The organism is Phyllobacterium sp. CCNWLW183 (assembly GCF_037203775.1).
GTDB lineage: Bacteria > Pseudomonadota > Alphaproteobacteria > Rhizobiales > Rhizobiaceae > Phyllobacterium > Phyllobacterium ifriqiyense.
Genome location: NZ_JBBCBN010000001.1, coordinates 159,395 through 185,074, shown reverse-complemented (window position 1 = coordinate 185,074; position 25,680 = coordinate 159,395). Strand labels below are relative to the sequence as shown.

The following is a 25,680-nucleotide window of genomic DNA, read 5'->3' as shown; positions in this document are numbered from 1 at the left end:
GACAATGCCCAAAACATTTGCTTTCGTCGGAAACCTGAATCGCAATGCTTTGCCCGGTCAGGGCAAGGGCATCAGTGTGTATCAGTTCGATACCGAAACCGGCGATCTCGCGCTTGCGAGTGAGTATCTGGCAATCGATAATCCTGGTTATCTGGCAATAGATGAGCAGCGCAAGCGTCTCTATGCAGCAGTTGAAATTCCCGAGTGGAATGAAAATCTCGTAGCCGCGTTCGACGTTGATCCGGAAAACGGAGCGCTGTCCTACATCAACATGCAGTCCACACTCGGGAATACCACGTGCCATCTGGGCTTTGATCAGACGGGTGAGAAGATTTTCGCATCCAATTACACCGTGGCCCCGTTGGGAGAGCGTCCGGGCAATGCAATTGTTGCCTTCTCCATTCGCAATGATGGCGCTATTGACCCTGCCTTTGCAGCCGCTTGCCATGAAGGTCCAAATGCCATTCTGCCGACCAAGAAAAGACAGCATGGTCATTGTGCGGTGGCCAGTCCGGATAATAGGACATTATTTGTCTGTGATCTTGGGCTGGATCAGATTCTTGCTTATGAAATGCCCAAGCACGGCGAAAAGCTGAAACTCGCCGCGACGCCTTTTACCCAGTTTCCGGAAGGTGCCGGGCCGCGCCATTTGACATTTCATCCCAATGGCAAAACAGCCTACGTTATCAATGAATTAAACTGCACTGTTTCTGTTTTGGATTATGACGCTGAAAAAGCCAGCCTGACAATATTGCAGACTTTGCCAACAATTCCTGACGATTTCACCGAAACCAATACATGCGCGGAGATTGCTGTCAGTGCCGATGGTCGTTTCCTTTACGGATCAAACCGTGGCCACCACAGCATTGTGACTTATTCAATCGAGGATTCCGGAAAGATTTCACTGATCGGATGGACGCCATCGCAAGGTATTGGCCCGCGCAATTTCATTATCGATCCTTCCGGAAAATTCATGCTGGTGTCGAACCAGAAGGGCGGCGGTATTGCAGTGTTCAGACGCGATATCGAGACGGGAGCGTTGGAAGACACAGGCAAGCGTGTTGATTTGCCGACACCCATGCGTATCGTCTTCGGCACGTTTTAAGGAGCCTCAGAATGTCCCGAATTGCCTATGTAAACGGACAATATGTGCAGCATTCAGATGCCGGGGTGCATATTGAGGATCGCGGCTACCAATTCGCTGATGGCGTCTACGAGGTATGCGAGATTGCCCGCGATAACATTATGGATATGACGCGGCACCTAGACCGGCTTGGTCGTTCATTGTCAGAACTGAAGATCGCCTGGCCGATGGAGCGCAAGGCATTGCAGCTCATCATCAGGGAAGTGGTGCGACGGAACAAGGTTCACAATGGTCTTGTCTATTTGCAGGTGACACGCGGCGTTGCCCGCCGCGACCATGTGTTCCCGTCGGCTGATACGCCGCCCTCGCTCGTCATTACTGCCAAGCGCACCAGCCCGGCCGCATCCGCAGCACGTGCTGCAAAGGGCATCAAGGTAATCACAGTTCCTGAAAACAGATGGGAGCGGGTGGATATCAAATCGGTGGGACTGCTGGCAAACGTGCTTGCCCGCCAGCAAGCCAAAGAGCAGGGGGCTCAGGAAGCCTGGTTTGTGGATCCGGATGGGACCGTTAAGGAAGGCGCTGCCACCAATGCGTGGATTGTCACAAAGGACGGCGTTCTTGTTACGCGGTCAGCGGAAACCGGTATTTTGCGCGGCATTACCCGAACGACAATCTTTGATGTGGCTAAAAAGCTTGGTTTGAAAATTGAAGAACGGGGATTTTCAGTAGACGAAGCAAAAAATGCAAAAGAGGCTTTCATCAGCGCCGCAACCACTGTAATTATGCCCGTTGTTGACATCGATGGCGTTGTGGTCGCAAACGGGCACCCCGGTACTATAACACTTTCGTTACGCGAAGCGTTTTTTGAGATTGCGGAAAAAACGCCATCCTGTTAACCCGTGAGTGAGGGGACTTTACAAACGCTGTTTTCCACCTCCTGTTGGAGCAGGGTTACCTGTTTCCACTGCAGAATTTTGCACGAGACACATTTGCTGATCGCATAAAAGGATAAAAACAATGGCTGAACGATCGCAGAATCTTCAAGACCTTTTTCTGAACTCCGTCAGAAAACAGAAGATTTCTCTGACAATCTTCCTGATAAATGGTGTAAAACTGACCGGTATTGTTACTTCGTTTGACAATTTCTGCGTGCTTTTGCGCCGTGACGGCCATTCGCAGCTTGTTTACAAGCATGCCATTTCGACCATCATGCCAAGTCAGCCTGTGCAGATGTTCGAAGTTGAAGAAAGTGACTAACCGCATTTGACCAAAGAAAATACGCGTAACGCAGACAAAAAGGGCGGAATTGCCGAGGATGGCGATACCGCCCGCGAAGCTACTCGCGCGCTCGTCATAGTTCCAGTGCTGCCGCATCGCTTTGCAGATGGTGGCAAGCAGGAAGATCACAAAACACCTGCCTACTACCGCGAATTTCAACGCAGCGATGAAGCACGCCTGGAAGAGGCCAAAGGTCTCGCTCGCGCCATTGATCTGGATATTGTCCATTCCGACATCGTACAGGTCTCTGCGCCCCGACCAGCAACGCTGCTCGGTTCAGGCAAAGTCGACATGATCGCTGAGATCATTGAAGAAACGCATGCCGAACTGGTGATTGTCGATCACGCACTGACACCCGTACAGCAGCGCAATCTTGAAAAAGCGTGGAATGCCAAGGTTCTTGATAGAACTGGACTTATTCTGGAGATTTTCGGTCGTCGTGCCCAAACAAAAGAAGGCACGTTGCAGGTCGAACTGGCGCATCTGACCTACCAGAAGGGCCGGTTGGTTCGAAGCTGGACTCACCTTGAGCGGCAAAGGGGCGGCGGCGGATTTCTGGGCGGTCCGGGTGAAACGCAGATCGAGTCTGACAGACGCGCACTGCAGGAAAAAATTCTGCGTATCAAGCGCGAGCTGGAAACAGTTGTCCGCACACGCGCCTTGCACCGGAGCAAGCGCCGCAAGGTTCCGCATCCCATCGTTGCGCTCGTAGGCTATACCAATGCCGGCAAATCCACGCTTTTCAATCGCATGACCGGCGCCGGAGTGGTCGCGGAAGACATGCTCTTCGCAACGCTTGATCCAACCTTGCGGCGAATCCGCCTGGAACATGGCGAAATGGTTATCCTGTCGGACACTGTGGGCTTTATTTCAAACCTGCCGACGCATCTTGTTGCGGCATTCCGGGCGACACTTGAAGAAGTTGTCGAGGCGGATCTGATCTTGCACATACGCGATATTTCCGATCCGGATACCGCTGCGCAGGCCGAAGATGTCCATGCCATCATGGCCGATCTTGGTATTGAGCGAGGCGATACAAAGCGCATTATCGAGGTCTGGAACAAGATTGACCTACTGGATGAGCCGGGCAGGGAATCTGCGCAAAGGCTTAGTGCCGCTGCCACAGGCAACGAACACCCAATTCCTGTTTCGGCGATCACGGGAGAGGGCGTAGACACCCTTCTGGCTGAAATTGAAAACCGCATCGCCGGAAAGCTTGCTCATGTGAAGCTTACATTAAAGCCAGAGCAAATGGGCCTCATTGATTGGATTTACCAGCACTCCAGCAATCTGAAGCGCAAAGATGAGGATGATGGCTCAGTTGTACTGACCATGGATATGACGGTGGCTTCAAATGCCGTTTTACAAGAGAAACTGCTGACCAAAAACAAAGCCTAATTCACTTCTTGGTCTTTGCTTCGCTCCAGAGTGCCTCCATTTCGTCCAGTGTAGCATCTTCAAGGGATTGTTGGCGTTCTGTCAGCTTGCGCTCAATATAATGAAAGCGTGTGCGGAATTTCTCGTTGGTTCCGCGCAATGCGCTTTCCGGTTCCAGTTTCAAATGTCGGCCAAGATTGACCATGGCGAACAGCAAGTCGCCATATTCCTCTTCGGTCTTTTGCTGGTCGCCAATGCTTATTTCATGTCTCAACTCGGCGATTTCTTCTTCAATCTTGTCAAGAATGGGAAGGGCTTCCGACCAGTCGAAGCCCACTTTGGCGGCTTTTTGCTGTAATTTCAGGGCCCGCATCAGCGATGGAAAGCCCTGAGGAATATCGTCAAGAAATCCACTCGGCTCGGCAGTTTCAAGCTGCAATGCCGCCCGTCGCTCGCGCCGTTCTGCCTTCTCTTCAGCCTTGATCTTGTCCCACATGCCCTTGGCCATGCCTGCGCCACGGGCATTTTCGTCGCCAAAAACATGCGGATGGCGCCGTATCATCTTGTGCGTGATGGCTTGCACCACATCGCCAAAATCAAAAGCCTTCATTTCCTCCGCCATTCGAGCGTGAAATACGACCTGAAGCAACAGGTCGCCCAGCTCCTCGCGCAAATCATCAATGTCATTGCGTTCGATGGCATCAATGACTTCAAACGCTTCTTCAAGCGTATACGGGGCGATTGACTTGAAATCCTGCTCGATATCCCATGGACAGCCGGTAACAGGCGTGCGCAAAGCGGCCATGATGTCGAGGAGACGTGTAATTTCGCGCGATGGTTTCATTGCACGACCATAAGCGAGGTCACTCCTTACAGCCATCTCACATGCAAAGGCTGGGTCAATTGTCCACAACAAGCGGATCAGGCTCTACGCCCGATTTTCGACAATAGAATGACTGGCAATATGCCTATGACAACAATAGCAAGCGCCGCGATGGATGCTTCTTCATAAGTGCCACGTGCAGCTTCACCGTAAAGGTGCGTTGCAAAGGTTTCAAAGTTAAGCGGTCGTAGCAGCAATGTGGCTGGTAGTTCTTTTACGCAATCCACAAAAACGAGAAGGGCGGCCGCAGTCAACGCCGCTTTTGACAAAGGTAAATGGACATGCCGGAACGTACCGCTGGCACTTTGACCGAGCGTGCGCGAAGCGTGGTCGAATGAAAGCGGTATCCGCGTCAGCCCGGCGTCCATGCCGCCCGCCGATATGGCGAGGAAACGGGTAGCGTAGGCATATATCAGCGCTGCACCTGATCCCATAAAAAGCAGACCGGTCGAAACGCCGAACCAGGCTATGGCATTTCTGTTTATGAACTGGTCCAGCCCCGCCAGCAGAATAAGGACACCAATGGCAATAACAGTGCCGGGTGCGGCATAACCGATAGTCGCCAGCCTGAAAAACCAGGCGGAAGCTGGTCCTGGCCGCAGACGGGCAACATAGGCAAGCAAGACGCCAAGCCCCACGGTGACTATTGTCGCTGTAAAAGCAAAAACGACAGTGTTGGCCGCCTCAATAAGAAATCGGGGCGAAAGCCCGGCAAATTGGAAACGGCGCCAAGCTTCGGTTGCAAGATATATGGCCGGGAAAACAAATCCTATGAGAACTGGAATGGACCCGATGCAGAAAAATATCAGCCCTTGCCGCGAGGTTACTTTTAGCGGCTCGGAAATGCGGCTTCTCTGCGCGCTGATGGAGTAGCGTTGTTCGCGTCTTGCCCAACGCTCCATTGCCACCAGTGCAACGACGATGAAAAGCAGCGAAAGCGCGATCTGCGAAGCGCCCGGCAAATCGGCGCGCGTTATCCATGTTGTATAGATCGAGACCGTAAGCGTGCGGATGCCCAGGAATTCAGAGGCACCGATATCATTTAACGCTTCCATGAGTGCCAGACTGACACCAACTGCTATGGCGGGACGGGCGAGGGGCAGGGCCACCCGCCAAAATATGTGACGTCGCGAAACACCAAGCGTACGGGCGGCCTCGATCAAACTGGACGACTGCATCAGGAAAAGTGCCCGTGTTGGAATATATACGTAAGGGTACAGGACGAAACCAAGCAGGATGATGCAGCCCGTCATGTTGCGTATATCCGGAAGGCGGAACTCACGCGGGCTGGAATAGCCGAAGAGCCAGCGTATCGCACCTTGCACAACGCCTATCGGGTGAAGAATATCCAGATAGGCGTAGGCGATAATATATGTTGGTACTGCCAGAGGCAGGATGAGCGCCCATTCGAGGATGCGCCTGCCCGGAAAATCATAGGCAGTGACAAGCCAGGCGGCTCCTGTGCCCAAGATTGCGACGAGCAATCCCACGCCGCAAAGCAAAATAAGCGTATCGGCGAGTGCTGTGGGTAGGGTGGTCACAAGCAGATGAGACCATAATCCGGCTGAGCCTTGAATAGCCTGTAGCGCCAGTGCAAAAACAGGCAGGAGAACCAGAACAGCTATAATTGCTGCCGAGACGATCCATCCCGATCCGCTACGGCTGTGCCGCCGGTTTGTTGTTAACGGGGTGGTCAAACGCGCATCCATTCAAGGTAAGGACGAGCGCCCGTGAAGCCGGGCGCTCGTCCTTTTTGATTAGTTGTCGAAACCGACTTTGTCTACGAGTTCGCTTGCTTCTTTGCGATGGCTAACAACTTCGGTCAACGGGGTTGAGTCGATCTTGAGCTCGCCAAAAGAGGCAATGATCGGATCTGCTTTGGCACCGGCCTTTACAGGATATTCGAAATTGGCTTCGGCATAGATTTTCTGTGCTTCATCAGAAACCAGATATTCGAGCAGCTTGACAGCCTCGGCCTTGTTTGGAGCATGTTTTGCAACTGCTGCGCCGCTAATATTGACCTGCGTTCCTCCATTTTTGAAGGTTGGAAGTACGACCTTGATTGCTTCGCCCCATTTGACCTGGTCTTCGCCGCCCTTTCCAGAGCGCATCAAACCAACATAGTAAGAGTTTGCAATTGCGATATCGCAGATCCCGCCAAGAATGTCCTTGGCGCCGTCGCGATCACCGCCGCCAGCTTTGCGGGCGAGGTTGCCTTTTACGGCTGCAAGCCACTTTTCGGTCTCGACTGCATCATAATGGGCCAGATAGCTGGCAAAAAGCGCTGTGTTGTAAGGATGCTGGCCGGAACGAATGCAAATCTTGCCCTTCCATTTCGGGTCTGCAAGGTCTTCATAATTGAAGCTGGCTAGATCGAGGTCCTTGGCCGCATAAAGAACCCGGGCACGCATGGACAGGGCAAACCAGTTACCCTTTGGATCGCGCAAAGTTTCCGGAATGGATTCTGTCAAAACTGCGGATTCGACCGGCTGTGTGACACCTTTATCAACCAGATCGACGAGGTTGCCTGCGTCAACTGCCATCAAAATGTCTGCAGGAGAGCTTTCGCCTTCGCTGGCAACGCGTTCAGCAAGTCCGTCTTTCATAAATACGGTATTGACCGTGATTCCTGTCGAAGCCTTGAACGAGTCCAGCAAGGGTTGAATCAGGCCTGGTTCCCGGGTGGTATAAATATTGAGTTCGGCAGCGGATGCTGCGCCCGCACCAATGGCAAGAACGCCGGCCAGTACAATTGATTTTGCCGTATTGGATGGATGCATTGTAACCCCCTTGGAAAATGAAAAAACACAGTCATGGCAAAACCATACTTGATTGATCTTATCAAGTTTTTAGGATGTAGCTGGTTCCATATCACGAAATGTTGATTGGGTTTGTCTTTGGCTAGAGGGCTGGGAAAACCAACAAACCTTCTGCTTTTACCGTAAGGCCTATATGGTCTGCCGTGCCGGGAAGCCGGTCGAATGTCTTCACATGCAATGGCTCAGTCAGCCCTTTAACATTGACCATGATCTGTTCGGTATCGCCCAGGAATATCCGTTTGGCTATTTTCCCTCTCAGTTGGCTCTGGTCAGTGCTGACCGAAATTGCCTGAGGGCGCAAATAGGCGGTGACTGCTGTCCCGTCATTTACCGGGGCTGTACAAGCATAGGTGCCTATCGCTGTTTCAATATGCCCGTTGCGATAGATGCCCGGGACCTTGTTAAAATCTCCAAAGAAGTCTGCTGCATAGGGTGAATTTGGCGCGTCGTGCAGTTCATACCCTGTCCCTGATTGAACGATACGTCCTTGCCGCATAAGGATAATGCGATCTCCGGTTGAGAGCGCCTCTTCGGGATCATGCGTTACCATGATGACCGTTGTGCCCAACTCCCGCAGCAACCCGAATGTATCGTTTCGAACTTTCTGCCGTAATCCCGAATCCAGACTGGAGAATGGCTCGTCCATGAGCAGGATATCAGGGCTGGGGGCGAGCGCGCGCGCCAATGCTACGCGTTGCTGTTCGCCGCCGGAAAGCATGTGCGGGTAGCGCGTGATAAGCGATGCGATTCCTACATGCTCGATGACTTCTTGGGCGCGCTTAAGCGCTTGCTGCTTGGGCAAAGCCTTCAAACCAAACAAAATATTCTGTTCGGCCGTCAAATGCGGGAAGAGGGCGTAATCCTGAAATACAAACCCGATCTTGCGCATTTCAGGCTCAACGAAACGCTGCGGCCCGGCGATTTCCTCACCCTGCATTAACAGGACGCCACTGTCGGGGCTGTCGACGCCTGCAATAATTCTTAGAAGCGAGGACTTGCCGCAACCAGAATGACCTGCAAGGCAGATGATTTCACTCGCCTGGATCGACAGCGATATGTCTTTAAGCGCATCAACTGCCCCAAAGCGTCTGCTGACCGTGTCTAGCTGAAGAATCGCCGCTTGGTGCTCAGGTTTTTGCATGTTCATTTCGTTTGTCTCGGTCTGCTGCCATTGCATGTTGCCTTGATCCGTTAAATTGCGATGAAATGCAAATGATGTGCGGCTTTTCAAGGTAGGGCGCGGACAGGTTTTAGATGCGGCGGTTGACAATTCCGTGAAGCTATACAATCGTTGATACTGCGCATCCCGGTCCTACGGGCCGATAAATCATGCTGTCCGCCTGTGACAGCGATCAAACTGCGCCTCACCAAAATCCCAAAATTTCATTACCGAAAAGACGGAGGGTTTTCCCATGACCGAAGCTCAATGCGTATGCGGTGGACTTAGACTGACAATGCGAAAGCCAACAAAGTTGGTTGCCGTGTGTCATTGTTTCGCTTGCCAGAGGCGAACAGGCACATCATTCAGCGTCAATGCGTTCTATGCGGCTGATAGTGTCGAGATTTCGGGAGCTGCAACGGAGTACAGCCGTGTTGCCGAAAGCGGGCGCAAGGTTCGCATGTATTTTTGCCCGAGCTGTGGTTCAACGGTCTATTGGAAACCCGATGCGGATCCGACAATTGTTGGTGTAGCAGTGGGTACTTTGGCTGACCCAAATTTCCCGGCGCCGACGATGTCAGTTTTCGAGCAATCAAAACACCATTGGGTGAGTTTTGCCGAAGGAACCGACTGTTTCCAGGCAAGTCCGGTGTAGGATTGCAATTGGCACGTCGACGCCAAAAACAACCGGGCGACCGTGCGGCGTTCGTCCACACTCAACTGTACAAGAGCGAGATTGCTCATCTGCAATTTCCTGGATGTCGTATGGTCCGGGGAGTGTGACATTTCAACTTTACTGAGCGCCTACACTTAAATCGCATAAGATAGATTATGGAACTAATGGGATGACTAAAACCCAGCTATGACGCGGTTTTGCTTGATCAAAAACCTTGATTAATGCATCGAGATCTAAATTGTAATGTCAGCAATATGCGCTTTGGCGGCTGTTGCCAGCCTGTGTGGTTCACATGGAAAAACGAAGTTCGTTCCACCTGCTGCTGCCCATACAATATCAAACTGCATCAGGCTTTCATCTGCATATGTCTGGATTTCGATCAGATGGCCCAATGGCGATACTCCGCCGATAGCAAAGCCCGTTTCTTTGCGCACATATTTCGGGTCGGCCCGATGCAATGGCTCGCCTGTCAGTTTGGCGGCCTTGTCGAGGTCAAGCTTGCGCGGCCCGGATACAAGGAAGAGATAAAGACTATTGCTGTCTGCACCCTGAAAAACCAAGGATTTGACGATTTGCGCTACCGTAACGCCGCATTGTACTGCCGCATCTTCAGCCGTATGCGTTGAATCAGCCATTTGGCGAATTTCGATGTCGAGACCGGCGGCTACGGCGGCCTGCCGGACACGTTCAACGCTCTTGCTCACAATTCGACCTCAAAAGACAGCCCGTCATAGGCCGGTTCGACATTATCTGGAGTTTCGCGAAGCACAGTTCCATAATCCAGGGGTATATGCATATGTGTAAGATATGCTCGACGAGGTTTCAACTTATCAATCCAATCCATTGATTCTTCGAGTGAAAAATGGCTTGGATGTGGACGATACTGCAAAGCGTCGATGATCAAAGTATCAAGGTTGAAAAGCTGAGCTGCAGTTGTGTCGGGAAACGCATTCACATCGGAACAATAAGCAACATCGGCGATCCTGAAAGCCAGGGAAAGAATGTCGCCATGTATCTGAGGCAAAGGTAAAAACCTGATTGGTCCGCCCGGCCCGTCAATTTCGAAGGCTTCGTGATGGATAATCTCATGCGGTCGCAAGATCGGCGGATAGCTTGAGCCTTCCGGTGTTTTGAAACAGTAAGAAAATCCCTCCATCAAGCGTCTTTGCGTCGCTGCGTCGGCATAGATATTCACAAGATCGCGTCTGTCGATGACAAAGGTGCGCAAGTCATCGAGCCCATGAATATGGTCGGCATGGGCGTGAGTATAGACAACGGCGTCCAGCTTGCCGTGACCAAAATCGATCATCTGCGAGCGGAAATCCGGCCCCGTATCAACAATGACTGTTGTGGTGCCATGATCGCCAATACGCTCGACAAGCATCGATGCGCGCCGGCGTTTGTTTTTTGGCTCGTTCGGATCGCAATTGCCCCAGTCACCATTAAGCCGCGGCACGCCGGGCGACGAACCGCATCCAAGGATAGTGAAGCGCAAGCGATCAGGCATGAGCTGGCCTTGGCATCCTTGTAAACAGGCGGAACACATTGTCAGACGTTATATTGGCGATTTCAGCCTCGCTTACGCCAATCGTTTCGGCCAGAACAGCAGCCGTATGGCGAACGAAGCTCGGCTCGTTGCGTTTTCCGCGATGCGGCATGGGTGCAAGATATGGAGCATCGGTTTCGACCAAAAGCCGGTCGCGCGGAACATTTCGTGCAATCTCCCGAATTTCGGGCGAGTTTTTGAAAGTCAGAATACCGGAAAATGAGATATAGCCACCAAGCTCTACACCCACTTGTGCAAGTTCGGCACCGGACGAAAAGCAATGTAGAATGAAAGGGAAGGCGCCCTTCCCTGTTTCTTCACGCAAGATTGAGATCATGTCTTCGTCGGCGCTGCGCGCGTGAATGACCAATGGCAGCTGCGTTATTCTGGATGCCGCGATATGTGTGCGGAGACCCTGATCCTGCGCTGCGGGCGGCGCATAATCATAGTGATAATCAAGTCCTGCCTCGCCAATGGCCACGACCTTTGGATGTTTTGACAACTCGACAAGCTCGTCAACCGTCACATCCAGCTCTTCGTGGGCATTATTGGGATGCGTGCCAACGGAGGCGTAAACGCTCTCATAGGCCTCCGCGATCGCAATGATGCTATCGAAACGGCGAACACGCGTGCAAATCGTTACAAGGCGCTTGATGTCATTATCAAGCGCCCGCTGAACGATGGCATCGCGTTCCTCGGCGAAATCTGCAAAATCCAGATGGCAGTGACTATCAACAAGCATCAGTCTATTCCGCTTTGTCTGCTTCGACGTAGCGAGGGAAAATAGGCTGCGGTGCAGGCAAATCGCCACCCGGAACAAGTTGGCTTTCCACGAGGTCAGTAAAGTTGCGCTCGTGGGCCGGTACCGCCAGAATATCGAGCAATTTCTCAGCCGAACCCGGAATGAATGGCTGGCAAAGAATACCGACACGCCGGATCACTTCTGCTGTCACATAAAGAACAGTTTCCATGCGGGCTGGATCGGTTTTCTTCAGCGCCCAAGGCTCCTGCCCTGCAAAATAGCGGTTTGCTTCGGCCACGACGCCAAAGATTGCCGCCAAGGCCTGATGCAGTGCCTGAACGCCAACAGCTTTGCGTGCCGTATCCAATGCCGCGATTGCCTGATCGAGAATTGCCTTGTCGGCTTCAGTCAATTCGCCAGGTTTTGGCACTTTGGCCTCGCAATTCTTGGCGATCATCGACAGCGAACGCTGCGCCAGATTGCCAAGATCATTGGCAAGATCGGCATTTGTACGATTGACGATCGCTTCATGGCTGTAATTGCCATCCTGACCGAACGGTATTTCCCTCAGCAGGAAATAACGCAACTGATCAAGCCCGTAATGTTCCACGAGCGCAGTTGGATCAATCACGTTGCCAACCGATTTCGACATTTTCTCGCCGCGGTTAAAGACAAACCCATGCCCGAAAACCCGCTTAGGCAATTCGATCCCGGCAGACCAGAGAAATGCTGGCCAGTAAACCGAGTGAAAGCGGATAATGTCCTTGCCGATAATATGCACATCAGCGGGCCAATAATGCCAAAGATCTGCATTTTCGTCCGGGTAACCTGTTGCCGTGATGTAATTGGTCAGGGCATCCACCCATACATACATCACATGCTTTTCGTCGCCGGGAACAGGGACGCCCCAATCAAACGTGGTTCGTGAAATTGAAAGGTCTTTCAGTCCGGATTTGACAAAGGACACAACTTCATTACGTCGCTCGTCGGGTCCGATAAAGCTTGGATTCTCGCTGTATAGTGCAAGCAGGCGGTCCTGATAGGCTGACAGACGGAAGAAATAACTCTCCTCTTCAAGCCATTCCACAGGCGTGCCCTGCGGGCCGTAGCGCACATTGTCCGCACGCAGCTCCGTCTCTTCTTCCTGATAATAGGCTTCGTCGCGCACGGAGTACCAGCCGGCATAACCGCCCTTATAAATGTCGCCCGCATCGGCCATTTTCTGCCAGATCGCTTGCGAAGATTTATAGTGGCGCTCTTCCGTCGTGCGAATGTAGTCATCAAACGAAGCATTCAAAAGATGCCCCATGTCACGGAAAAGTTTAGCATTTCTATCAGCGAGTTCACGCGGACTGATGCCTTCTTTGCGCGCCGTCTGCAGCATCTTGATGCCGTGCTCGTCCGTTCCACTCAGGAACATGACATCCTTGCCGTCATGGCGGTTGAAGCGTGCAATAGCGTCGGTAGCAATCACCTCATAGGCGTGACCGATATGCGGGCTTCCGTTTGGATAAGCGATGGCAGTCGTGATGTAGAATTTTTCGCGGCTCATGGGTACCTGACTCTGTCTCTTCTTTCCGCATCTTGGGAAAAGTTGACATAACGCAAGTCAGACGTGATTGCCATAGTGGGCGGGTTCGCTGTGCGGCTCTAATTGAATGCCCGCTGGCTACGCTCAAGAAAAATCAAAACGGTTTGTTTGCGATCAAGATTGAAGGCCGCAGCATCCCTCGCCTCATTCTGCATTTCCTGCCATAGCAATGACCAGCGATTGGCTTCGTTGGCACTGTTCTGCTCGGCGGCAAGTCGTGCCTTTACGGCGATCCGCGCCAGCAAATCATCGAGGAACAAGTCGTATTGAATCTCCGCGTCACGGCCCGAGAGGGCTGTTGCCAAAGCGTGAGCCTTCGGCACGTCAAACACGCGTTTTGCCAGTATGCTGTCCACCGCCGCCGAGATTTCGAGACCGCCAAAGGCGAGCAATAGCGCGGCCTTGCGCACGCTGCCATCCGCATGAGCCATCAATTGATCTGCATCGGGCAGTGTTTGGGTGTCGAGGTTAATCGCCTGTAATGCCGCTGATAGATCCTCGTTCGCCAGTGGTTCGAAACGAATCGATTGGCAGCGCGAACGAATTGTCGGCAATAGCCGCCCTGAAGAATGCGATATCAAAATGAAAAGTGTTCGCTTGGGTGGTTCTTCAAGAGTTTTTAGTAAGGCATTGGCAGCATTACGATTCATGTCATCAGCTGGATCCACGATTACAATACGCCACGCGCCATCATGCGATGTCCGGTTTAGAAAATGTCCTACGCGCCGAATTTCTTCAACCGGTATTCCGGTCTTGAATTTTCCGCCTTTTGCATCAAATGGCCGGCTTATATGCAAAATGGAAAGATGCGTTCCGGTCGCAATTTGCCTGTAGGGTGCGGTTGCGAAATCAGGTGTTGCAAGCGTCAATGGTGCGGTTTCAGGCTGGGGATATTTCAGCATATGTCCAGCGAGATGAAATGCCAGCGTCGCCTTGCCAACACCTGGAGGACCTTCAAGAAGCAAGGCGTGGTGCATTTGGCCGGACTGATAGGCTTGAGCCAAAAAGGCTCGTATCCCCACATGACCAAACAGTGCTGGATTTGCTGAAGGCGATGGAACGCCATCAACAGCGTCATGTGTGGCTGGTACGTCCAGAACTGGCTCGCTCACTTCGCCGCCTCAACTGTTTGAGTGTCTTTGTGCTTGTTTGCAGCCCTCACCTGATCAACATAAGCGATGATCTCGGCCGATATTATATCGATAGGCCGATCCGCAGCGATAACTTTGCAGCGCTTCGGCTCTGCATTGGCGATAGCAAGATATGCCTCGCGCCGTTTTATATGCAATTCAACGGTCTCTTTTTCAAAGCGGTCCGCAATGTCAGCGCCGCGCCGCTTATTGGCCCGTTGAAGGCCAAGTTCCGCAGGTAGGTCGAGAATGATCGTCAGGTCCGGAATCAGGCCGTTAATGGCTGTCCGTTCTATGGCACGCATAAGCTGAGGGTCCAGATTTCCCGTAACGCCCTGATAGACGCGGCTTGAATCAATATAACGATCGCATAGCACCGTACGCCCAGCCTGCAATGCCGGACGTATAACCTGCTCCACGTGGTCATTTCTCGCAGCGGCAAACAAAATTGCTTCCATTGCGGGCCCCAGTGATTCTGCCGCACCGCTCAGAATAACGTGGCGGGCAGCTTCAGCTCCTGGCGTCCCGCCGGGCTCGCGCGTTACTAGCACGTCTTCGCCGTCAGAACGCAAATACTCGCTCAACCGGGCAATCTGGGTGGATTTGCCAGCGCCCTCGCCGCCTTCAAATGTAATGAACAATCCCTGCACGCCTCGATCTCTTCGTTACTGGCATGAACCACGTACTGCAAACATGCAATATGGCATGTCTACTGATATTGGGAGGCAATTGCCAAGAAGTTTAAAAGTTCAATCGACGCATCCAGCCCGTGGTCAGCTCGAATACCGCATTCAGCGAGCGTTCCGTGAGATCGCCGCTTTCTACGGCTTCCGCTGTATAGACCGGCGTTTCCTGCACGAGCGCATCGCCAATCCAGATACGTAATGTGCCAACTTTTTGATCCGCTTCGAGCGGTGCCACCAATGGCCCATTATAGACCACATGTGCCTTGAGGCGGTCGCGGTTAGCCACGGGAACAAGTATGCTCACTTTCTCATGCGCTTTTAGTGGAACGCCGGACTTTACGCCGCCAAATACGCTGGCCTCGCCAACAGATTCGTTGGGTGCGAAAATGTCGACTTCTTCAAAGGCCTGATAAGCCCATTCAAAGATGCGCTTGGCTTCCTCGGCACGTTCTTTGTCTGTCGCAAGGCCGCTCAATGCAACGATGTAACGCCGGCCGCCCCGCTCTGCTGCACCGACAATGCCATAACCGGATTGCTCGGTGTAGCCGGTACCCATGCCGTCTGCGCCAATATCAAGCCGCAACAGCGGATTGCGGTTGCGCTGAAAAATGTTGTTCCAGGTAAAATTGTCCTGCGCATAGGTTTTGTAATATTCGGGGTATTCCTTTTTTATGTGTCGCGCCAACTTCACAAGATCGGTTAGCGATACCCGCTGCTTTGGGTCCGGCAGCCCGGTGGAATTGACGAATGTCGAAGCGGTAAGCCCTATTTCCTTGGCGCGCGCGTTCATTAATTCGGCAAATTTCGCCTCTGAGCCCGCAATTCCTTCCGCGAGAATGATGCAGCCATCATTAGCCGACTGCACGATGACGCCTTGTACCAGATCGCCGACCGCGAGCTGGGATTTAAGTTTGGCGAACATGGTCGAGCCACCGGATGGCGCGCCGCCCGTGCGCCAGGCATTCTCGCTGACAGTATATTGCGTCGTCTGTGAAATCCTGCCCGCCTTCAACTCATGAAACACCACTTCCATCGTCATGAGCTTTGCCAGAGCCGCCGGCTCGATCAGCGTGTCGGGCGATTTGGCGAATAATATTGTTCCGGTCTGGTCTTCGACCATAAGAGCCTGCTTGGCTTTGGTGTCAAACAGCGCTTCCTCGGCATTGGCAACCAAGGGCGTGAGCAAAATACCAATACTCAAAGCACAGGTATGAATATGCTTTGTCAGATAAGAGAATGTCCTGCCGGGCTTAGCTTCTGTCATCGCGAACAACAAATGCGTCTGTTGCGCCAGCCTTCCAGGCTGCCTGTAACAATGCATCAGTCTGTTTTGCGGTGTCAGCCTTCGCGGCGAGCGCGATACGGCTACCTGCCGGGCTGGCGACTTCGGAAAGTTTTATTTTGCCAAGTGGCGCAAGTGTGTTCATCAAGCGCGTGGCTTCTTCCTTGTCGGCAAAAAGGCCAATATCAACATACTCGCCCTGGAATGCGCTTTGCGAGGCGCTCATTGATTTCCAAGCGCTTGTTACAGCTTCCGGCGTCAACAGCATTTCCGTCGCTGCGGCAGGCGCATGCGCCATTTCTATACGCTCGCTGGCATAGGAATTAACGAAGGGTGAGGATGTAGGCTTCTGGGCCTTATATGAGCCTACGAGTACCGCAGGTTTATCGGCAATAAATGGCCCGATCAGAGGCAGAACCGGATCAATATCCGTGTTGAACGACAGGCCCGTGTCATCGACCAGACTTGGCTGGGATTGCGGCATCGCCAATTGGTTGGCCTGCTCCCCTAAAGAAACTGGCTGTGTGCCAAGGCTCGCGACCTGAATACCGGCTGGTTCAGGACGCACCATACCGGGAACGGGCGTCTGCTTTCTCGCTGTTGGCGTGGTGCCATTCATTGCGATCATGACGCCAGATGCCGGTTGCCCCCAAGGATCGGATGCACCTGGTCCGCGATAGGATGCCATGAGAAAACGATCATCATCGCCCTCAAGCGGTGCGCGGCCAACATATTCAACTTTTACATCTGCAGTGCCTGTATGCTGATAGTCCAGCATAGTGGCAGCACGCTGCGACAGATCGATTACCCGGTCGCTATGATAGGGTCCGCGATCATTGACGCGCACAATAACTGACGCGCCATTTCCAAGATTGGTGACGCGTGCATAGCTTGGCAGCGGCATAGTTGGGTGCGCTGCGGAAAGTTGTGCCGTGTCATAGACTTCGCCATTGGCGGTCAAGCGCCCGTGAAATGCCGAACCATACCATGAGGCCCTGCCCTTGCGCACATAGCCCGGCTCTTCCTTGGGATAATACCACTTGCCTGCAACCTGATATGGACGTCCGACCTGATTGCGGCCACCGCCGCGTGTGATCTTTCCGCCGGTCCAAACGCGCGGGCTTGCCTTCACACCATATTTGGATTCAGCAAAATATTCCTTGCCGTGGGACTTCTTGGTGATCTTGGCCTTTGGCGAAGCGCAGGCTGTCATGAGAACACCCATGGCCACGACGCCCGCAATGCGGCTGAACTCGAAAACTCGGAAGGTTTTGGCTTTTGGCAATGCAAACCACCGGCCTGCACGGCCGTCCCCACAATTTTACATCAAGGCATAAATACCAGATTGAAACATCTGCGCAAAGCCGAGACACATAACCGGATTTGTACGACGTCCATCAATGTCATCCAGAGGTTGATACGTTGTTAACAAATGCTTTGCGGGATTGATAATATTACGCATGTTTATGGATGGATTTGCAAGCGTAAGTCAGGTGATCTTGAGCACGCGCCCCGACGTCTAGGAGATGGCCTCCAGACTGCCATCTCCATAAACAATTGTTAATGTTGTTTCCCAACTGAAAATGACGTCTGGTCGCATTCTCCCAATGACGACAACCCTTTTCCAAGTGTTGCAGTATATTTCTGAGGGATTCGGGTGCCCTATGTCAGTCTCTTCCGCCCCGTAATCATCGCTGCGACGAGATTTTCCTTGTGACGAACACTGGCGAGAAGGACGCCGGCCAAATGAAGCGCCACAAGAAAAATGACACCGTTGGCAAGAAACTGGTGCACATCTTCAAGTAACTCTTCGCCAAAGAAACGATCTGTTGTTAACAGCCAGCCGGTCAGCCCTGTCATGCTTATGGTGAGCAATAGCGCCAGGATCATTGCGCCACCGGCAGGATTATGCCCGATATGACGCTCTTCTTTTCCCCGCCAGATTTGCTTGAGATACCCAACTGTCTCGGCAGGTCCTTTCACAAAGTTTGTAAATTTGACAAAGCCACCATCCAAAAAACCGGCAAAAATACGGATGGTAACGATGGTAACGGCGCCATAGCCCAGATATTCATGAACCCAGCGGATATTCTCGGACATTATCCAGGCGCCCAATACACAGGATGCGAGTGTCCAGTGCATGGCCCGGATATATCCGGGCCATGTCTTGATGGATTGTCGCTCTTGCGACGCTATTTCTGATAGCTCACTTGTCATCGCCCATGGCCTTGAAGCTTACTGGATCAAAGAACCTTTCCAGTTTCTCACCACTCGCTTTGGTCGCATAGGCTTCATAGCAACCATTCTCTGTCTTGATCTTTTTGACTTTCCATCCCTCACCCTCAAGCTGTTTCTGCAGCGCCTCTTTTGGCTGCCACTTCTCTTTAGGGGTATCGCATTTTGGGGCAGCCATTGCGGTGCTGGCAACGAGAGAAAGTGTCAAAGCGGCAAAAATGGATTTCATGGTCTTGTCCTTCTTCAGGTTGTGACGTGACCTGTCTGAAGGCAATTGCTGACATGACACTGAATGGCGAGCGCTGGTCCCTTCATAATTGAACGTGCTGATTTTCGCCGATTTTTTTGGAATCAGAAAATTCGTCAATAGTGAATTAATTATTGGAACCAATCGTGCGGAGATGGATTTTACTAATATCAGGACGGCATCGAACATGTTTCGGAAAGCATCCTGATAGAGGCTCAGTATCGTCCATGAATAAAATCATGCGGCAATCTGGGCCTCACTTTTGAGTGGTTTCAGTCCCACCTTGAGAGCCTGACATTGTTTCCCATTTGGGGCTCGTCTGGCCTTTATTCACATCTAATATCGCCAATGCAAATAGTCGTTGTAGAACAGGTTGACGCGGCAATCCGAAAGGCTATAAAGGCCCCCGAACAACATTCGGCAGAAAAGCAATCGCAATTGCTTTATCTCCGAAATGATCCTGAACCAGGTCATCAAGTGTTTTCAACAGGTTGGAGGGGTGGCCGAGCGGTTTAAGGCACCGGTCTTGAAAACCGGCGTAGGTGAGAGCCTACCGTGGGTTCGAATCCCACCCCCTCCGCCATTTTATTGCAGTAAATGATAAAAAGGCAGGTTAGCGGACAAAGGCAGAGTTTACTTTCGTTCGGCTTTTTCTAATCGTTCCAATCCGGCTGCTACCTCGCGCGCGAAACATGCGCTGCCAAGTCGAGGCAACGGCAGGCATATCCCCATTCATTGTCATACCAGGCAACGACCTTGGTCAGTCCGCTTTCAATCTGCATGCCGGCGAGCGCGTCGATGATTGAAGAATGCGGATTACCGCGCATATCGGTAGAGACGACAGGCTCATCGCAATAAGCGAGAAGGCCATGCATCGCGCTTGCCGTCTGCTCGCGGAGCATCGCGCAAATGTCCTTATAAGACACGCTTTCCCTAAGCCGGCATGTAAGATCAATCATCGAGACGTCCGACACCGGCACGCGCACCGCCATGCCGTTGATCCTTCCATTCAGCTCGGGGATAACTTTGCCCACCATGCGCGCCGCACCGGTGGTCGCCGGGATGATGTTTTCAAGGATGCCACGCCCGAAACGCCAATCCTTGCGCGCCACGCCATCGACCGTGTTCTGGCTCGACGTTGTCGCGTGAACCGTAAGCATCAGCGCTTCCTCAAGGCCGAAAGCGTCATTCAGTGCTTTGGCGAGCGGCGCTACACAATTCGTCGTGCATGACGCATTCGAAACAACGTTTTCACCGGCGTAGTTGACCGCATTGACACCCATCACAAAGACAGGTGTGTCGTCCTCTGGCGGTGCGGAGAGCAATACTTTACCTGCACCGGAAGCAAGGTGTCCTTCCACGGCCTTTTTTGTCAGGAACAGACCGGTGGACTCAATGACGAGATCGACGCCGACGTCGCCCCAATGGATCGCGCCCGGTTCCCGTTCGCCGAAAGCCCTGACCTTGCTACCATTGATATCGAGGGCGTTATCCGCAGCGGCTAGACTGGCCCCGAAGCCGCCATGCACGCTGTCATATTTGAGGAGATAAGCCAGATGATCGATTGGCAGCAGATCGTTGATTGCCACGACCTCGACGTCGTCGCGCGCCATGGCAGCCCTTAGAACTGTCCGGCCAATACGTCCGAACCCGTTAATGCCGATGCGGATTTTATCAGTCATGGATTGTCCTTTTCCGGGGCGGTTCGCCGCTTGCGTATGCGGCCTGAGCGCTGCAGGGCGAAATGCAAGCGCCTATTCGCTCGACTTCTTCCAGAGGGATGTTTTTTCTGAGTCACCTATTTTATACTAGTTCGCATAAAAATATGGCGCAACGAATTTATTGCGATACGGTACAAAAATGAATGAGAAATCCGCCCGCGGGCGTCCACGCAAATACGACACCAGGGCAGCGCTCGACGCTGCGCTCCTGGAATTTAGGCGCCATGGCTACACCGCCACGTCGCTGGATCATCTGTCGGAGGCCACGAAAATGGCGCGGCCGAGCCTTTATGCCGCCTTCGGTCACAAGCGCAGCATCTATCTGCGGGCAGTCGGACAGTATGTTGAGGACAAAGCCGTAGACTGGAACCGTGCCCTCTTCGACGAACCTTCGTTTGCAAAAGCGCTCGAAGCCTATTTCCTTATACTTGTTGCTATCTATTCGGAAGGTGATGATCGCCCGCTCGGTTGCCCCATGCTCAGCGTCATAGCCGGCGAAGCTACGGCCGATCCTGTGATGAGCGCGGAACTGTCTGCCGCTCTCGAACGCACCGACGCGCGGTTTCGCAATCGTATCGCGGTGGCACGCGACGACGTCCAGTTACCGCCTGAAACCGATGTAGATACCCTCGCCGACCTGCTCGCCGCCTTGCAGCACAGTCTTGCATTGCGCGCCCGTGCCGGGACAGAACAGCCGGAACTTGAGCGCATCGCACGCAACAGTGTTGCGCTGATCCTCAGGTCCGCAGGCGCTATCCCGGTATCAGACTACGCTACAGTCGCCCCTAATCCTTGATCGGTTCGCCGAGGGTGTGCATCAGGCGGTTGGCCCAGCCGAAGATTGCGGATGAGAGAACGAGGTCAAGAACTTCGAGTTCGTTGAGGCCGACATCCGCCAGAGCCCGCACATCGGCCGCTGTTGCCTCGGGCGGTGTCGGCGATAAATGTGCTGAAAAATCAAAAATGGCTTGTAGATGCTCGTCAATCGTTGCGTTCAGCCCATCAGCGAAGATCGCGTCAATTACGTCGCTGCGTTTCGTCTGGGCGGTGAACCGCGAAGCGTGGACGGCGGCACAGTAGACGCAGCGGTTAACGATGGATGCCGCAACTGCGCCCAGCTCGCGCTCGCTTGATGCCAAGCCGTCTTTTCCATACATGATCAGGTTGAACAGCGGCGAGCGAACAGCAAGTGTCTCAGGATCGTGCGCCAGGGTAAGCACATAGGGCGAAATGCCCTTGTTCGACGGCGTTGTCTGCATCGCCGCATGCTGCTCTTCTGTCGCGGTCGCGAAATCCACCGGGACAACATAGGGCTGCCAGCGCGGAACCGTTGTAGTAAAAGTATGGACAACCTCGCTCATCGCATTTCTCCCATCAGTTTCAAGCCTGCAAGAACACGCACCTGATAATTGACAAAGGCCGCAAGCTCCGCGAGCCGAACGATATCGGCGTCGGTGACGCCGACCTGACGCAAAGCCTCGATATGAGCCTGCGTCGCATCTCGTGGCGCGACTGTCAGCCGGTCGGCGTGGCGGACAATCTCCGCGACACGTGGTTCGGTAACGGTGGCTTCGGGATCAGCAAGCGGGGCTGTGGCCGGTTCGTCAGCGCGCGCAACCAGGATGTCATAATGGTCTGCGAGCGCGGCGTTGCGGTTCTGCCGCGCCATTCGAGCGGCAAGTGCTGCCCTTAATCCAAGCGAAAGACCACCTGGATCACGCGGTAGGACAACGGCGTCGTGCGCTGCTTCACTGAGGCGGAATATTTCCGCGCGTTTCTCCATAGCGTCCGCCAGGGCGGTGCCCGGCCTGACGGAGGCAAGGGTTTCGATGAGTGTCAAAACTAGCTCCTCATAATGATAGCTGGTGTGCCATGTAATTAGGCACGACCTGTTATCATGTCAATTTATCATGATGCATCGCTAATGATGCGGAATAATAATCCAATTTCGTGACTAAATTGAGCATCATTATACTGTACGTGCATTGAGATGGGTGCTTAATATAAAATATGCATTCTAGATTATTTGACATTCGGCAACTTGAAGCATTCGCAGCAGTCATGTCCGCTGGTAGCGTGACCGGGGCAGCGAGGCTCCTTGGCCGCTCGCAACCTGCCGTCAGCAGATTGATTCAAGATCTAGAAGCCGATCTAGGCTACGCACTGCTCCATCGCAGTGGACCGCGCATCACGCCGACGTCGCGAGGCTTGCAGTTTCATGCGGAAGTCGAACGCCACCTTGCCAGCCTGACGCATATCCGCGAGCGGGCAAACGCTATTGGTCTTGATGAGCCAATCTCGCTAACCATCGCCGCCACGCCCTCGCTTGCGGCTGGCGTTCTTCCGCGGGCACTTGCGGCTGTCTCGCCGGATCTCATTCCTCGCCATCTCCATATCCAGGCATTGGCTGCCGAAAATGTCGTGCAGGCCGTTCTCGCCCGCTCGGCGGACTTCGGCATTGCCAGTCTCCCTTTGGAACATCCGGGCCTGGATGTGCACTGGATTGCCGATGCGCCATGCGTCGTCGCTCTTGCCGTAGACGATCCTCTCGCAGGAAATGACGTGGTGCGTCTCGCCGATCTTGCCGAGCGCCGTATCATCACTTTGGCCAATCCGTTCCGATTGCGCCATCGCATTGACGAAGCTTTGGCGCGGGCGGGCGTCGCGCCGCAGCGGATTATCGACGTTAATTCCTCCATGACGGCACTCACGATGGTCCGCGTCGGACTTGGGGTGGCGCTCGTTGAACCAGCGACCGTTGTTGGCGTGCCGCTGGAGGGGATCGTGATGCGAACGCTCGACCAAACTATCCCCTTTCTGTTCGGCACGATCTCGCCTGCCGCACATCCGCTGAGCCCGACCGTCGCCGCCGTGATTGACGCCGCCCGTGCCGTCGCACTGGCCATGCCTGGCTGTCGCCTGCGCGAGTTGGGTGGCGACGGGGCGTTGGCCGAAGCCATCTATGGAAATAGCATAGTGCCGGAAGGAACGCTGTCATGAGCGAGCCTTCCATTTTGCCAACCGGCCTCGATGCATTGGAGGCACGCCTGCGGCAGGATCTTGCCTGGCTGGAGCTGCCTGCCAAGTCCTGGGTTCCCCCGCGCATGGCAAATGGCAAAGCAGTTGTCGATGTCGTCATCATCGGCGGCGGCATGGCTGGCCTTGTCGCCTCCGGTATGCTCAAACGGCTCGGCGTTGCCAACCACATCGTTCTCGACAAGGCCCCTGCTGGGCAAGAGGGGCCGTGGATCACGTTTGCGCGCATGCGCACCTTGCGCTCACCCAAGCAATTGACCGGACCCGCCATGGGGCTGCCTGCCCTTACTTTCCGGGCATATTATGAGGCCCGCTATGGTATTGAGGCCTGGGCTGCTCTCGACCGGGCGCCGCGCGAAATCTGGATGGACTATCTGATCTGGTACCGCCGGGTGCTTGAACTGCCGGTCCGCAACAATATCTCGGTGGATGCAATTCTTCCGCGCGACGACGGCATGCTCGATCTGATTTCCCAGCAAGACGGCCGCACCGAAACGATAATCGCCCGCCATGTGGTACTCGCGACAGGTCGAGATGGTCTGGGCGGTCCATATGTGCCCCCTATCGCCGACGGCATTGAACGGAAATTCTGGGCTCATACCGCCGATGAGATTGATTTCGCGGCGCTGAAAAACAAGCGTGTCGGGGTTATAGGCGCTGGCGCATCGGCGATGGACAATGCTGCGACAGCGCTTGAAGCTGGGGCGGGACGCCTGGACATGTTTGTGCGCCGCAAGGAACTGCCACGGATCAACAAGTTCACCGGCATTGGCAGCCAAGGGGTTGTGCACGGATTTGTGGGCCTTCCGGATGAGTGGAAGTGGCGATTCCTGGACTATACGATGGGTCAGCAGACGCCGCCGCCCCGCCCGAGTGTTCTGCGGGTCAGCGCGTTCGCGCAAGCTCATCTTCACCTGGGAAGCCCCATCACCTCGTTGGAGCACCACGGAGACCATATCGTGGTGGTGACTCCGAAAGGGCGTTATCCCCTCGACTTCCTGATTTTCGGGACCGGCTTCAGGATCGACGTGATCAATCGGTCGGAACTTGCTGCGGTCGCACCGTCTATCCGCTTGTGGCGCGACAGGTTCCCCGTCCCGGCAGATATGCAAAACAACGAGCTGCAAGCGTCGCCCGATCTTGGAGAAGCATTCGAATTCCTCGAAAAAGAACCCGGTGCATGCCCGGCCCTGTCAAAGATTCACTGCTTTAATTTCCCGGCGACCCTGAGCCACGGCAAGCTCACGGGCGACATTCCCGCAGTCAGCGAGGGCGCCGATCGTCTCGCGCGCGGCATCGTAAAAGCGCTCTTCGTCGAAGATCGCGAGCGTCACTTCGCTGATCTTCAGGCGTTCGACACACCCGAACTAAATGGAGACGAGTGGGTCGACAGCGAAACCCCGACGAATTGTGCAACACCTTCCGAAAGGACATTGATCTGAAATGCTTGAGCTCAAGAACCTAAAGCTGTCCTACGGAAAGACGCAGGTCCTCAATGGCGTTGATCTCGTTGTCAATCGCGGGGACGTGGTTTCGATCATCGGCCCCAGCGGCACCGGCAAGACCACGCTCCTGAAGTGCATCAATTATCTGGCAAAGCCGGCATCCGGCATAATCGCCTTCGATCAAATCCGCATGGACTATGAAAAACCGGATAAAAACGCGATCCAGGCGATCCGGCTTCGCACGGCCATGGTTTTTCAGCAGTTCAATGTCTTCAAGAACATGACGGTCATCCAGAATGTGATGGACCCGCTCATAGTTGTACAGCGAAAGTCAAAAGACGAAGCTCATGCCATTGCGCTGCAAGAGCTTGACCGTGTGGGCCTGTCCGACAAGATCGACAGCTATCCATCCCAGCTTTCAGGCGGGCAACTTCAGCGTACCGGCATTGCGCGCGCGCTCGCCGTCAAGCCGGATGTCATGCTGTTCGATGAGCCAACGTCGTCACTCGATCCTGAGCTTGTCGGCGAAGTTCTCAAGGTTATTCGTGACGTCACATCGTCTGGAATCACCTCGCTCCTTGTTACCCATGAAATGCAGTTCGCCAAGAATGTCTCGAACCGCATCGTGTTTATGGATCGCGGCGTCGTCGCATCTCAAGGTAGTCCGTCCGAAATTTTTGACGCGCCGTCAAATCCGCGTCTTACGCAATTTCTCAACTCTGAACACGCCTTTTAAAGAA

General features: G+C 53.7%; 26 protein-coding genes and 1 tRNA gene. 10 read left to right on the top strand and 17 right to left on the bottom strand.

Annotation, left to right across the window (positions count from 1 at the left end; translation table 11 throughout):
- Positions 1-4 precede the first annotated feature (4 nt).
- From V9K95_RS00945 to hflX, 4 genes are all read left to right on the top strand, one after another.
- Positions 5-1,105, top strand: a complete 1,101-nt coding sequence (locus V9K95_RS00945) for a lactonase family protein (RefSeq protein WP_336440091.1) — start codon at positions 5-7, stop codon at positions 1,103-1,105.
- Positions 1,106-1,116: 11 nt separating this feature from the next.
- On the top strand, positions 1,117-1,983 hold the full coding sequence (locus V9K95_RS00940) for a D-amino-acid transaminase (RefSeq protein WP_336440092.1): 867 nt from the start codon (positions 1,117-1,119) through the stop codon (positions 1,981-1,983).
- A gap of 121 nt (positions 1,984-2,104) precedes the next feature.
- A complete protein-coding gene (gene hfq, locus V9K95_RS00935; RefSeq protein ID WP_008129219.1) occupies positions 2,105-2,344 on the top strand; it encodes an RNA chaperone Hfq in 240 nt (79 codons plus the stop codon).
- A 6-nt stretch (positions 2,345-2,350) separates the two neighbouring features.
- Positions 2,351-3,763 (top strand): GTPase HflX, encoded by a 1,413-nt coding sequence (hflX, locus tag V9K95_RS00930; RefSeq protein ID WP_442958527.1) that lies wholly within the window; start codon positions 2,351-2,353, stop codon positions 3,761-3,763.
- A 1-nt stretch (position 3,764) separates the two neighbouring features.
- On the opposite strand, the gene mazG is transcribed toward hflX, so the two are convergent.
- The 4 genes from mazG to V9K95_RS00910 all read right to left on the bottom strand — a co-directional run bounded on the left by mazG (position 3,765) and on the right by V9K95_RS00910 (position 8,585).
- Positions 3,765-4,586 (bottom strand): nucleoside triphosphate pyrophosphohydrolase, encoded by an 822-nt coding sequence (gene mazG / locus V9K95_RS00925; protein ID WP_115053065.1) that lies wholly within the window; start codon positions 4,584-4,586, stop codon positions 3,765-3,767.
- Between the two features lie 77 nt (positions 4,587-4,663).
- On the bottom strand, positions 4,664-6,334 hold the full coding sequence (locus V9K95_RS00920) for an ABC transporter permease (protein WP_115053066.1): 1,671 nt from the start codon (positions 6,332-6,334) through the stop codon (positions 4,664-4,666).
- 48 nt (positions 6,335-6,382) lie between these two features.
- Positions 6,383-7,405: an extracellular solute-binding protein gene (locus V9K95_RS00915; protein WP_336440093.1), complete on the bottom strand. Its 1,023-nt coding sequence runs from the start codon at positions 7,403-7,405 to the stop codon at positions 6,383-6,385.
- 121 nt (positions 7,406-7,526) lie between these two features.
- A complete protein-coding gene (locus V9K95_RS00910; protein WP_442958528.1) occupies positions 7,527-8,585 on the bottom strand; it encodes an ABC transporter ATP-binding protein in 1,059 nt (352 codons plus the stop codon).
- A 271-nt stretch (positions 8,586-8,856) separates the two neighbouring features.
- On the opposite strand from V9K95_RS00910, the gene V9K95_RS00905 reads away from it, so the two are divergent.
- Complete coding sequence (locus V9K95_RS00905) at positions 8,857-9,258, top strand: GFA family protein (RefSeq protein ID WP_336440095.1); 402 nt, start codon at positions 8,857-8,859, stop codon at positions 9,256-9,258.
- A gap of 254 nt (positions 9,259-9,512) precedes the next feature.
- Here V9K95_RS00905 and V9K95_RS00900 read toward each other — a convergent pair whose 3' ends face one another.
- From V9K95_RS00900 to V9K95_RS00855, 10 genes are all read right to left on the bottom strand, one after another.
- Positions 9,513-9,983, bottom strand: coding sequence for a YbaK/EbsC family protein (locus V9K95_RS00900; RefSeq protein WP_115053069.1), 471 nt, complete (start codon positions 9,981-9,983; stop codon positions 9,513-9,515).
- Positions 9,980-10,786 carry an MBL fold metallo-hydrolase gene (locus tag V9K95_RS00895; protein WP_115053070.1) on the bottom strand — a complete coding sequence of 269 codons (807 nt, stop codon included), beginning with the start codon at positions 10,784-10,786 and terminating at the stop codon, positions 9,980-9,982. Before V9K95_RS00895 ends, V9K95_RS00900 begins: the two co-directional genes overlap by 4 nt.
- Positions 10,779-11,567: a TatD family hydrolase gene (locus V9K95_RS00890; RefSeq protein WP_336440096.1), complete on the bottom strand. Its 789-nt coding sequence runs from the start codon at positions 11,565-11,567 to the stop codon at positions 10,779-10,781. Before V9K95_RS00890 ends, V9K95_RS00895 begins: the two co-directional genes overlap by 8 nt.
- 4 nt (positions 11,568-11,571) lie before the next feature.
- On the bottom strand, positions 11,572-13,119 hold the full coding sequence (metG, locus tag V9K95_RS00885) for a methionine--tRNA ligase (RefSeq protein WP_307285031.1): 1,548 nt from the start codon (positions 13,117-13,119) through the stop codon (positions 11,572-11,574).
- A gap of 98 nt (positions 13,120-13,217) precedes the next feature.
- Positions 13,218-14,270 (bottom strand): DNA polymerase III subunit delta', encoded by a 1,053-nt coding sequence (locus V9K95_RS00880; protein ID WP_336440097.1) that lies wholly within the window; start codon positions 14,268-14,270, stop codon positions 13,218-13,220.
- A complete protein-coding gene (gene tmk, locus V9K95_RS00875) occupies positions 14,267-14,938 on the bottom strand; it encodes a dTMP kinase (RefSeq protein WP_336440098.1) in 672 nt (223 codons plus the stop codon). Before tmk ends, V9K95_RS00880 begins: the two co-directional genes overlap by 4 nt.
- Before the next feature lie 91 nt (positions 14,939-15,029).
- Entirely contained in the window at positions 15,030-16,238 is a 1,209-nt protein-coding gene (locus V9K95_RS00870) for a D-alanyl-D-alanine carboxypeptidase family protein (RefSeq protein ID WP_336440099.1), read from the bottom strand.
- Complete coding sequence (locus V9K95_RS00865; protein WP_435530159.1) at positions 16,225-17,481, bottom strand: septal ring lytic transglycosylase RlpA family protein; 1,257 nt, start codon at positions 17,479-17,481, stop codon at positions 16,225-16,227. Before V9K95_RS00865 ends, V9K95_RS00870 begins: the two co-directional genes overlap by 14 nt.
- A 437-nt stretch (positions 17,482-17,918) precedes the next feature.
- On the bottom strand, positions 17,919-18,473 hold the full coding sequence (locus tag V9K95_RS00860; RefSeq protein ID WP_307285017.1) for a cytochrome b/b6 domain-containing protein: 555 nt from the start codon (positions 18,471-18,473) through the stop codon (positions 17,919-17,921).
- On the bottom strand, positions 18,463-18,720 hold the full coding sequence (locus V9K95_RS00855; protein ID WP_307285014.1) for a PepSY domain-containing protein: 258 nt from the start codon (positions 18,718-18,720) through the stop codon (positions 18,463-18,465). The genes V9K95_RS00860 and V9K95_RS00855 overlap by 11 nt, the downstream gene beginning before the upstream one ends.
- Before the next feature lie 511 nt (positions 18,721-19,231).
- On the opposite strand from V9K95_RS00855, the gene V9K95_RS00850 reads away from it, so the two are divergent.
- Positions 19,232-19,321: transfer RNA gene (locus V9K95_RS00850), tRNA-Ser, on the top strand.
- 91 nt (positions 19,322-19,412) lie between these two features.
- Here V9K95_RS00850 and gap read toward each other — a convergent pair.
- A complete protein-coding gene (gene gap / locus V9K95_RS00845) occupies positions 19,413-20,420 on the bottom strand; it encodes a type I glyceraldehyde-3-phosphate dehydrogenase (RefSeq protein ID WP_336440101.1) in 1,008 nt (335 codons plus the stop codon).
- A gap of 178 nt (positions 20,421-20,598) precedes the next feature.
- On the opposite strand from gap, the gene V9K95_RS00840 reads away from it, so the two are divergent.
- Entirely contained in the window at positions 20,599-21,255 is a 657-nt protein-coding gene (locus V9K95_RS00840) for a TetR/AcrR family transcriptional regulator (RefSeq protein WP_336440102.1), read from the top strand.
- On the opposite strand, the gene V9K95_RS00835 is transcribed toward V9K95_RS00840, so the two are convergent.
- Together V9K95_RS00835 and V9K95_RS00830 are read right to left on the bottom strand one after the other, a co-directional pair.
- Positions 21,245-21,820, bottom strand: a complete 576-nt coding sequence (locus tag V9K95_RS00835) for a peroxidase-related enzyme (RefSeq protein ID WP_336440103.1) — start codon at positions 21,818-21,820, stop codon at positions 21,245-21,247. The two genes, V9K95_RS00840 and V9K95_RS00835, sit on opposite strands and share 11 nt — an antisense overlap.
- A complete protein-coding gene (locus tag V9K95_RS00830) occupies positions 21,817-22,299 on the bottom strand; it encodes a CMD domain-containing protein (protein ID WP_336440104.1) in 483 nt (160 codons plus the stop codon). Before V9K95_RS00830 ends, V9K95_RS00835 begins: the two co-directional genes overlap by 4 nt.
- Positions 22,300-22,469: 170 nt before the next feature.
- On the opposite strand from V9K95_RS00830, the gene V9K95_RS00825 reads away from it, so the two are divergent.
- From V9K95_RS00825 to V9K95_RS00815, 3 genes are read left to right on the top strand one after another with little or no spacing between them, the layout of a single operon-like run.
- The gene (locus V9K95_RS00825) at positions 22,470-23,459 is read left to right on the top strand and encodes a LysR family transcriptional regulator (protein WP_336440105.1); all 990 of its coding nucleotides are present in this window, start codon (positions 22,470-22,472) and stop codon (positions 23,457-23,459) included.
- Positions 23,456-24,937 (top strand): NAD(P)/FAD-dependent oxidoreductase, encoded by a 1,482-nt coding sequence (locus V9K95_RS00820; RefSeq protein WP_336440106.1) that lies wholly within the window; start codon positions 23,456-23,458, stop codon positions 24,935-24,937. Before V9K95_RS00825 ends, V9K95_RS00820 begins: the two co-directional genes overlap by 4 nt.
- Before the next feature lies 1 nt (position 24,938).
- Positions 24,939-25,676, top strand: a complete 738-nt coding sequence (locus V9K95_RS00815; protein ID WP_336440107.1) for an amino acid ABC transporter ATP-binding protein — start codon at positions 24,939-24,941, stop codon at positions 25,674-25,676.
- Positions 25,677-25,680 lie beyond the last annotated feature (4 nt).

Coding starts and splice junctions, on each gene's coding strand:
- V9K95_RS00825 (WP_336440105.1), top strand. CDS start 22,470: ATGCATTCTAGATTATTTGACATTCGGCAACTTGAAGCATTCGCAGCA.
- V9K95_RS00910 (WP_442958528.1), bottom strand. CDS start 8,585: ATGCAAAAACCTGAGCACCAAGCGGCGATTCTTCAGCTAGACACGGTC.
- V9K95_RS00860 (WP_307285017.1), bottom strand. CDS start 18,473: ATGACAAGTGAGCTATCAGAAATAGCGTCGCAAGAGCGACAATCCATC.
- V9K95_RS00835 (WP_336440103.1), bottom strand. CDS start 21,820: ATGAGCGAGGTTGTCCATACTTTTACTACAACGGTTCCGCGCTGGCAG.
- metG (WP_307285031.1), bottom strand. CDS start 13,119: ATGAGCCGCGAAAAATTCTACATCACGACTGCCATCGCTTATCCAAAC.
- V9K95_RS00815 (WP_336440107.1), top strand. CDS start 24,939: ATGCTTGAGCTCAAGAACCTAAAGCTGTCCTACGGAAAGACGCAGGTC.
- V9K95_RS00870 (WP_336440099.1), bottom strand. CDS start 16,238: ATGACAGAAGCTAAGCCCGGCAGGACATTCTCTTATCTGACAAAGCAT.
- V9K95_RS00890 (WP_336440096.1), bottom strand. CDS start 11,567: ATGCTTGTTGATAGTCACTGCCATCTGGATTTTGCAGATTTCGCCGAG.
- V9K95_RS00895 (WP_115053070.1), bottom strand. CDS start 10,786: ATGCCTGATCGCTTGCGCTTCACTATCCTTGGATGCGGTTCGTCGCCC.
- V9K95_RS00920 (WP_115053066.1), bottom strand. CDS start 6,334: ATGGATGCGCGTTTGACCACCCCGTTAACAACAAACCGGCGGCACAGC.
- V9K95_RS00840 (WP_336440102.1), top strand. CDS start 20,599: ATGAATGAGAAATCCGCCCGCGGGCGTCCACGCAAATACGACACCAGG.
- V9K95_RS00905 (WP_336440095.1), top strand. CDS start 8,857: ATGACCGAAGCTCAATGCGTATGCGGTGGACTTAGACTGACAATGCGA.
- V9K95_RS00945 (WP_336440091.1), top strand. CDS start 5: ATGCCCAAAACATTTGCTTTCGTCGGAAACCTGAATCGCAATGCTTTG.
- mazG (WP_115053065.1), bottom strand. CDS start 4,586: ATGAAACCATCGCGCGAAATTACACGTCTCCTCGACATCATGGCCGCT.
- V9K95_RS00865 (WP_435530159.1), bottom strand. CDS start 17,481: ATGGGTGTTCTCATGACAGCCTGCGCTTCGCCAAAGGCCAAGATCACC.
- gap (WP_336440101.1), bottom strand. CDS start 20,420: ATGACTGATAAAATCCGCATCGGCATTAACGGGTTCGGACGTATTGGC.
- V9K95_RS00855 (WP_307285014.1), bottom strand. CDS start 18,720: ATGAAATCCATTTTTGCCGCTTTGACACTTTCTCTCGTTGCCAGCACC.
- V9K95_RS00940 (WP_336440092.1), top strand. CDS start 1,117: ATGTCCCGAATTGCCTATGTAAACGGACAATATGTGCAGCATTCAGAT.
- V9K95_RS00915 (WP_336440093.1), bottom strand. CDS start 7,405: ATGCATCCATCCAATACGGCAAAATCAATTGTACTGGCCGGCGTTCTT.
- V9K95_RS00820 (WP_336440106.1), top strand. CDS start 23,456: ATGAGCGAGCCTTCCATTTTGCCAACCGGCCTCGATGCATTGGAGGCA.
- hfq (WP_008129219.1), top strand. CDS start 2,105: ATGGCTGAACGATCGCAGAATCTTCAAGACCTTTTTCTGAACTCCGTC.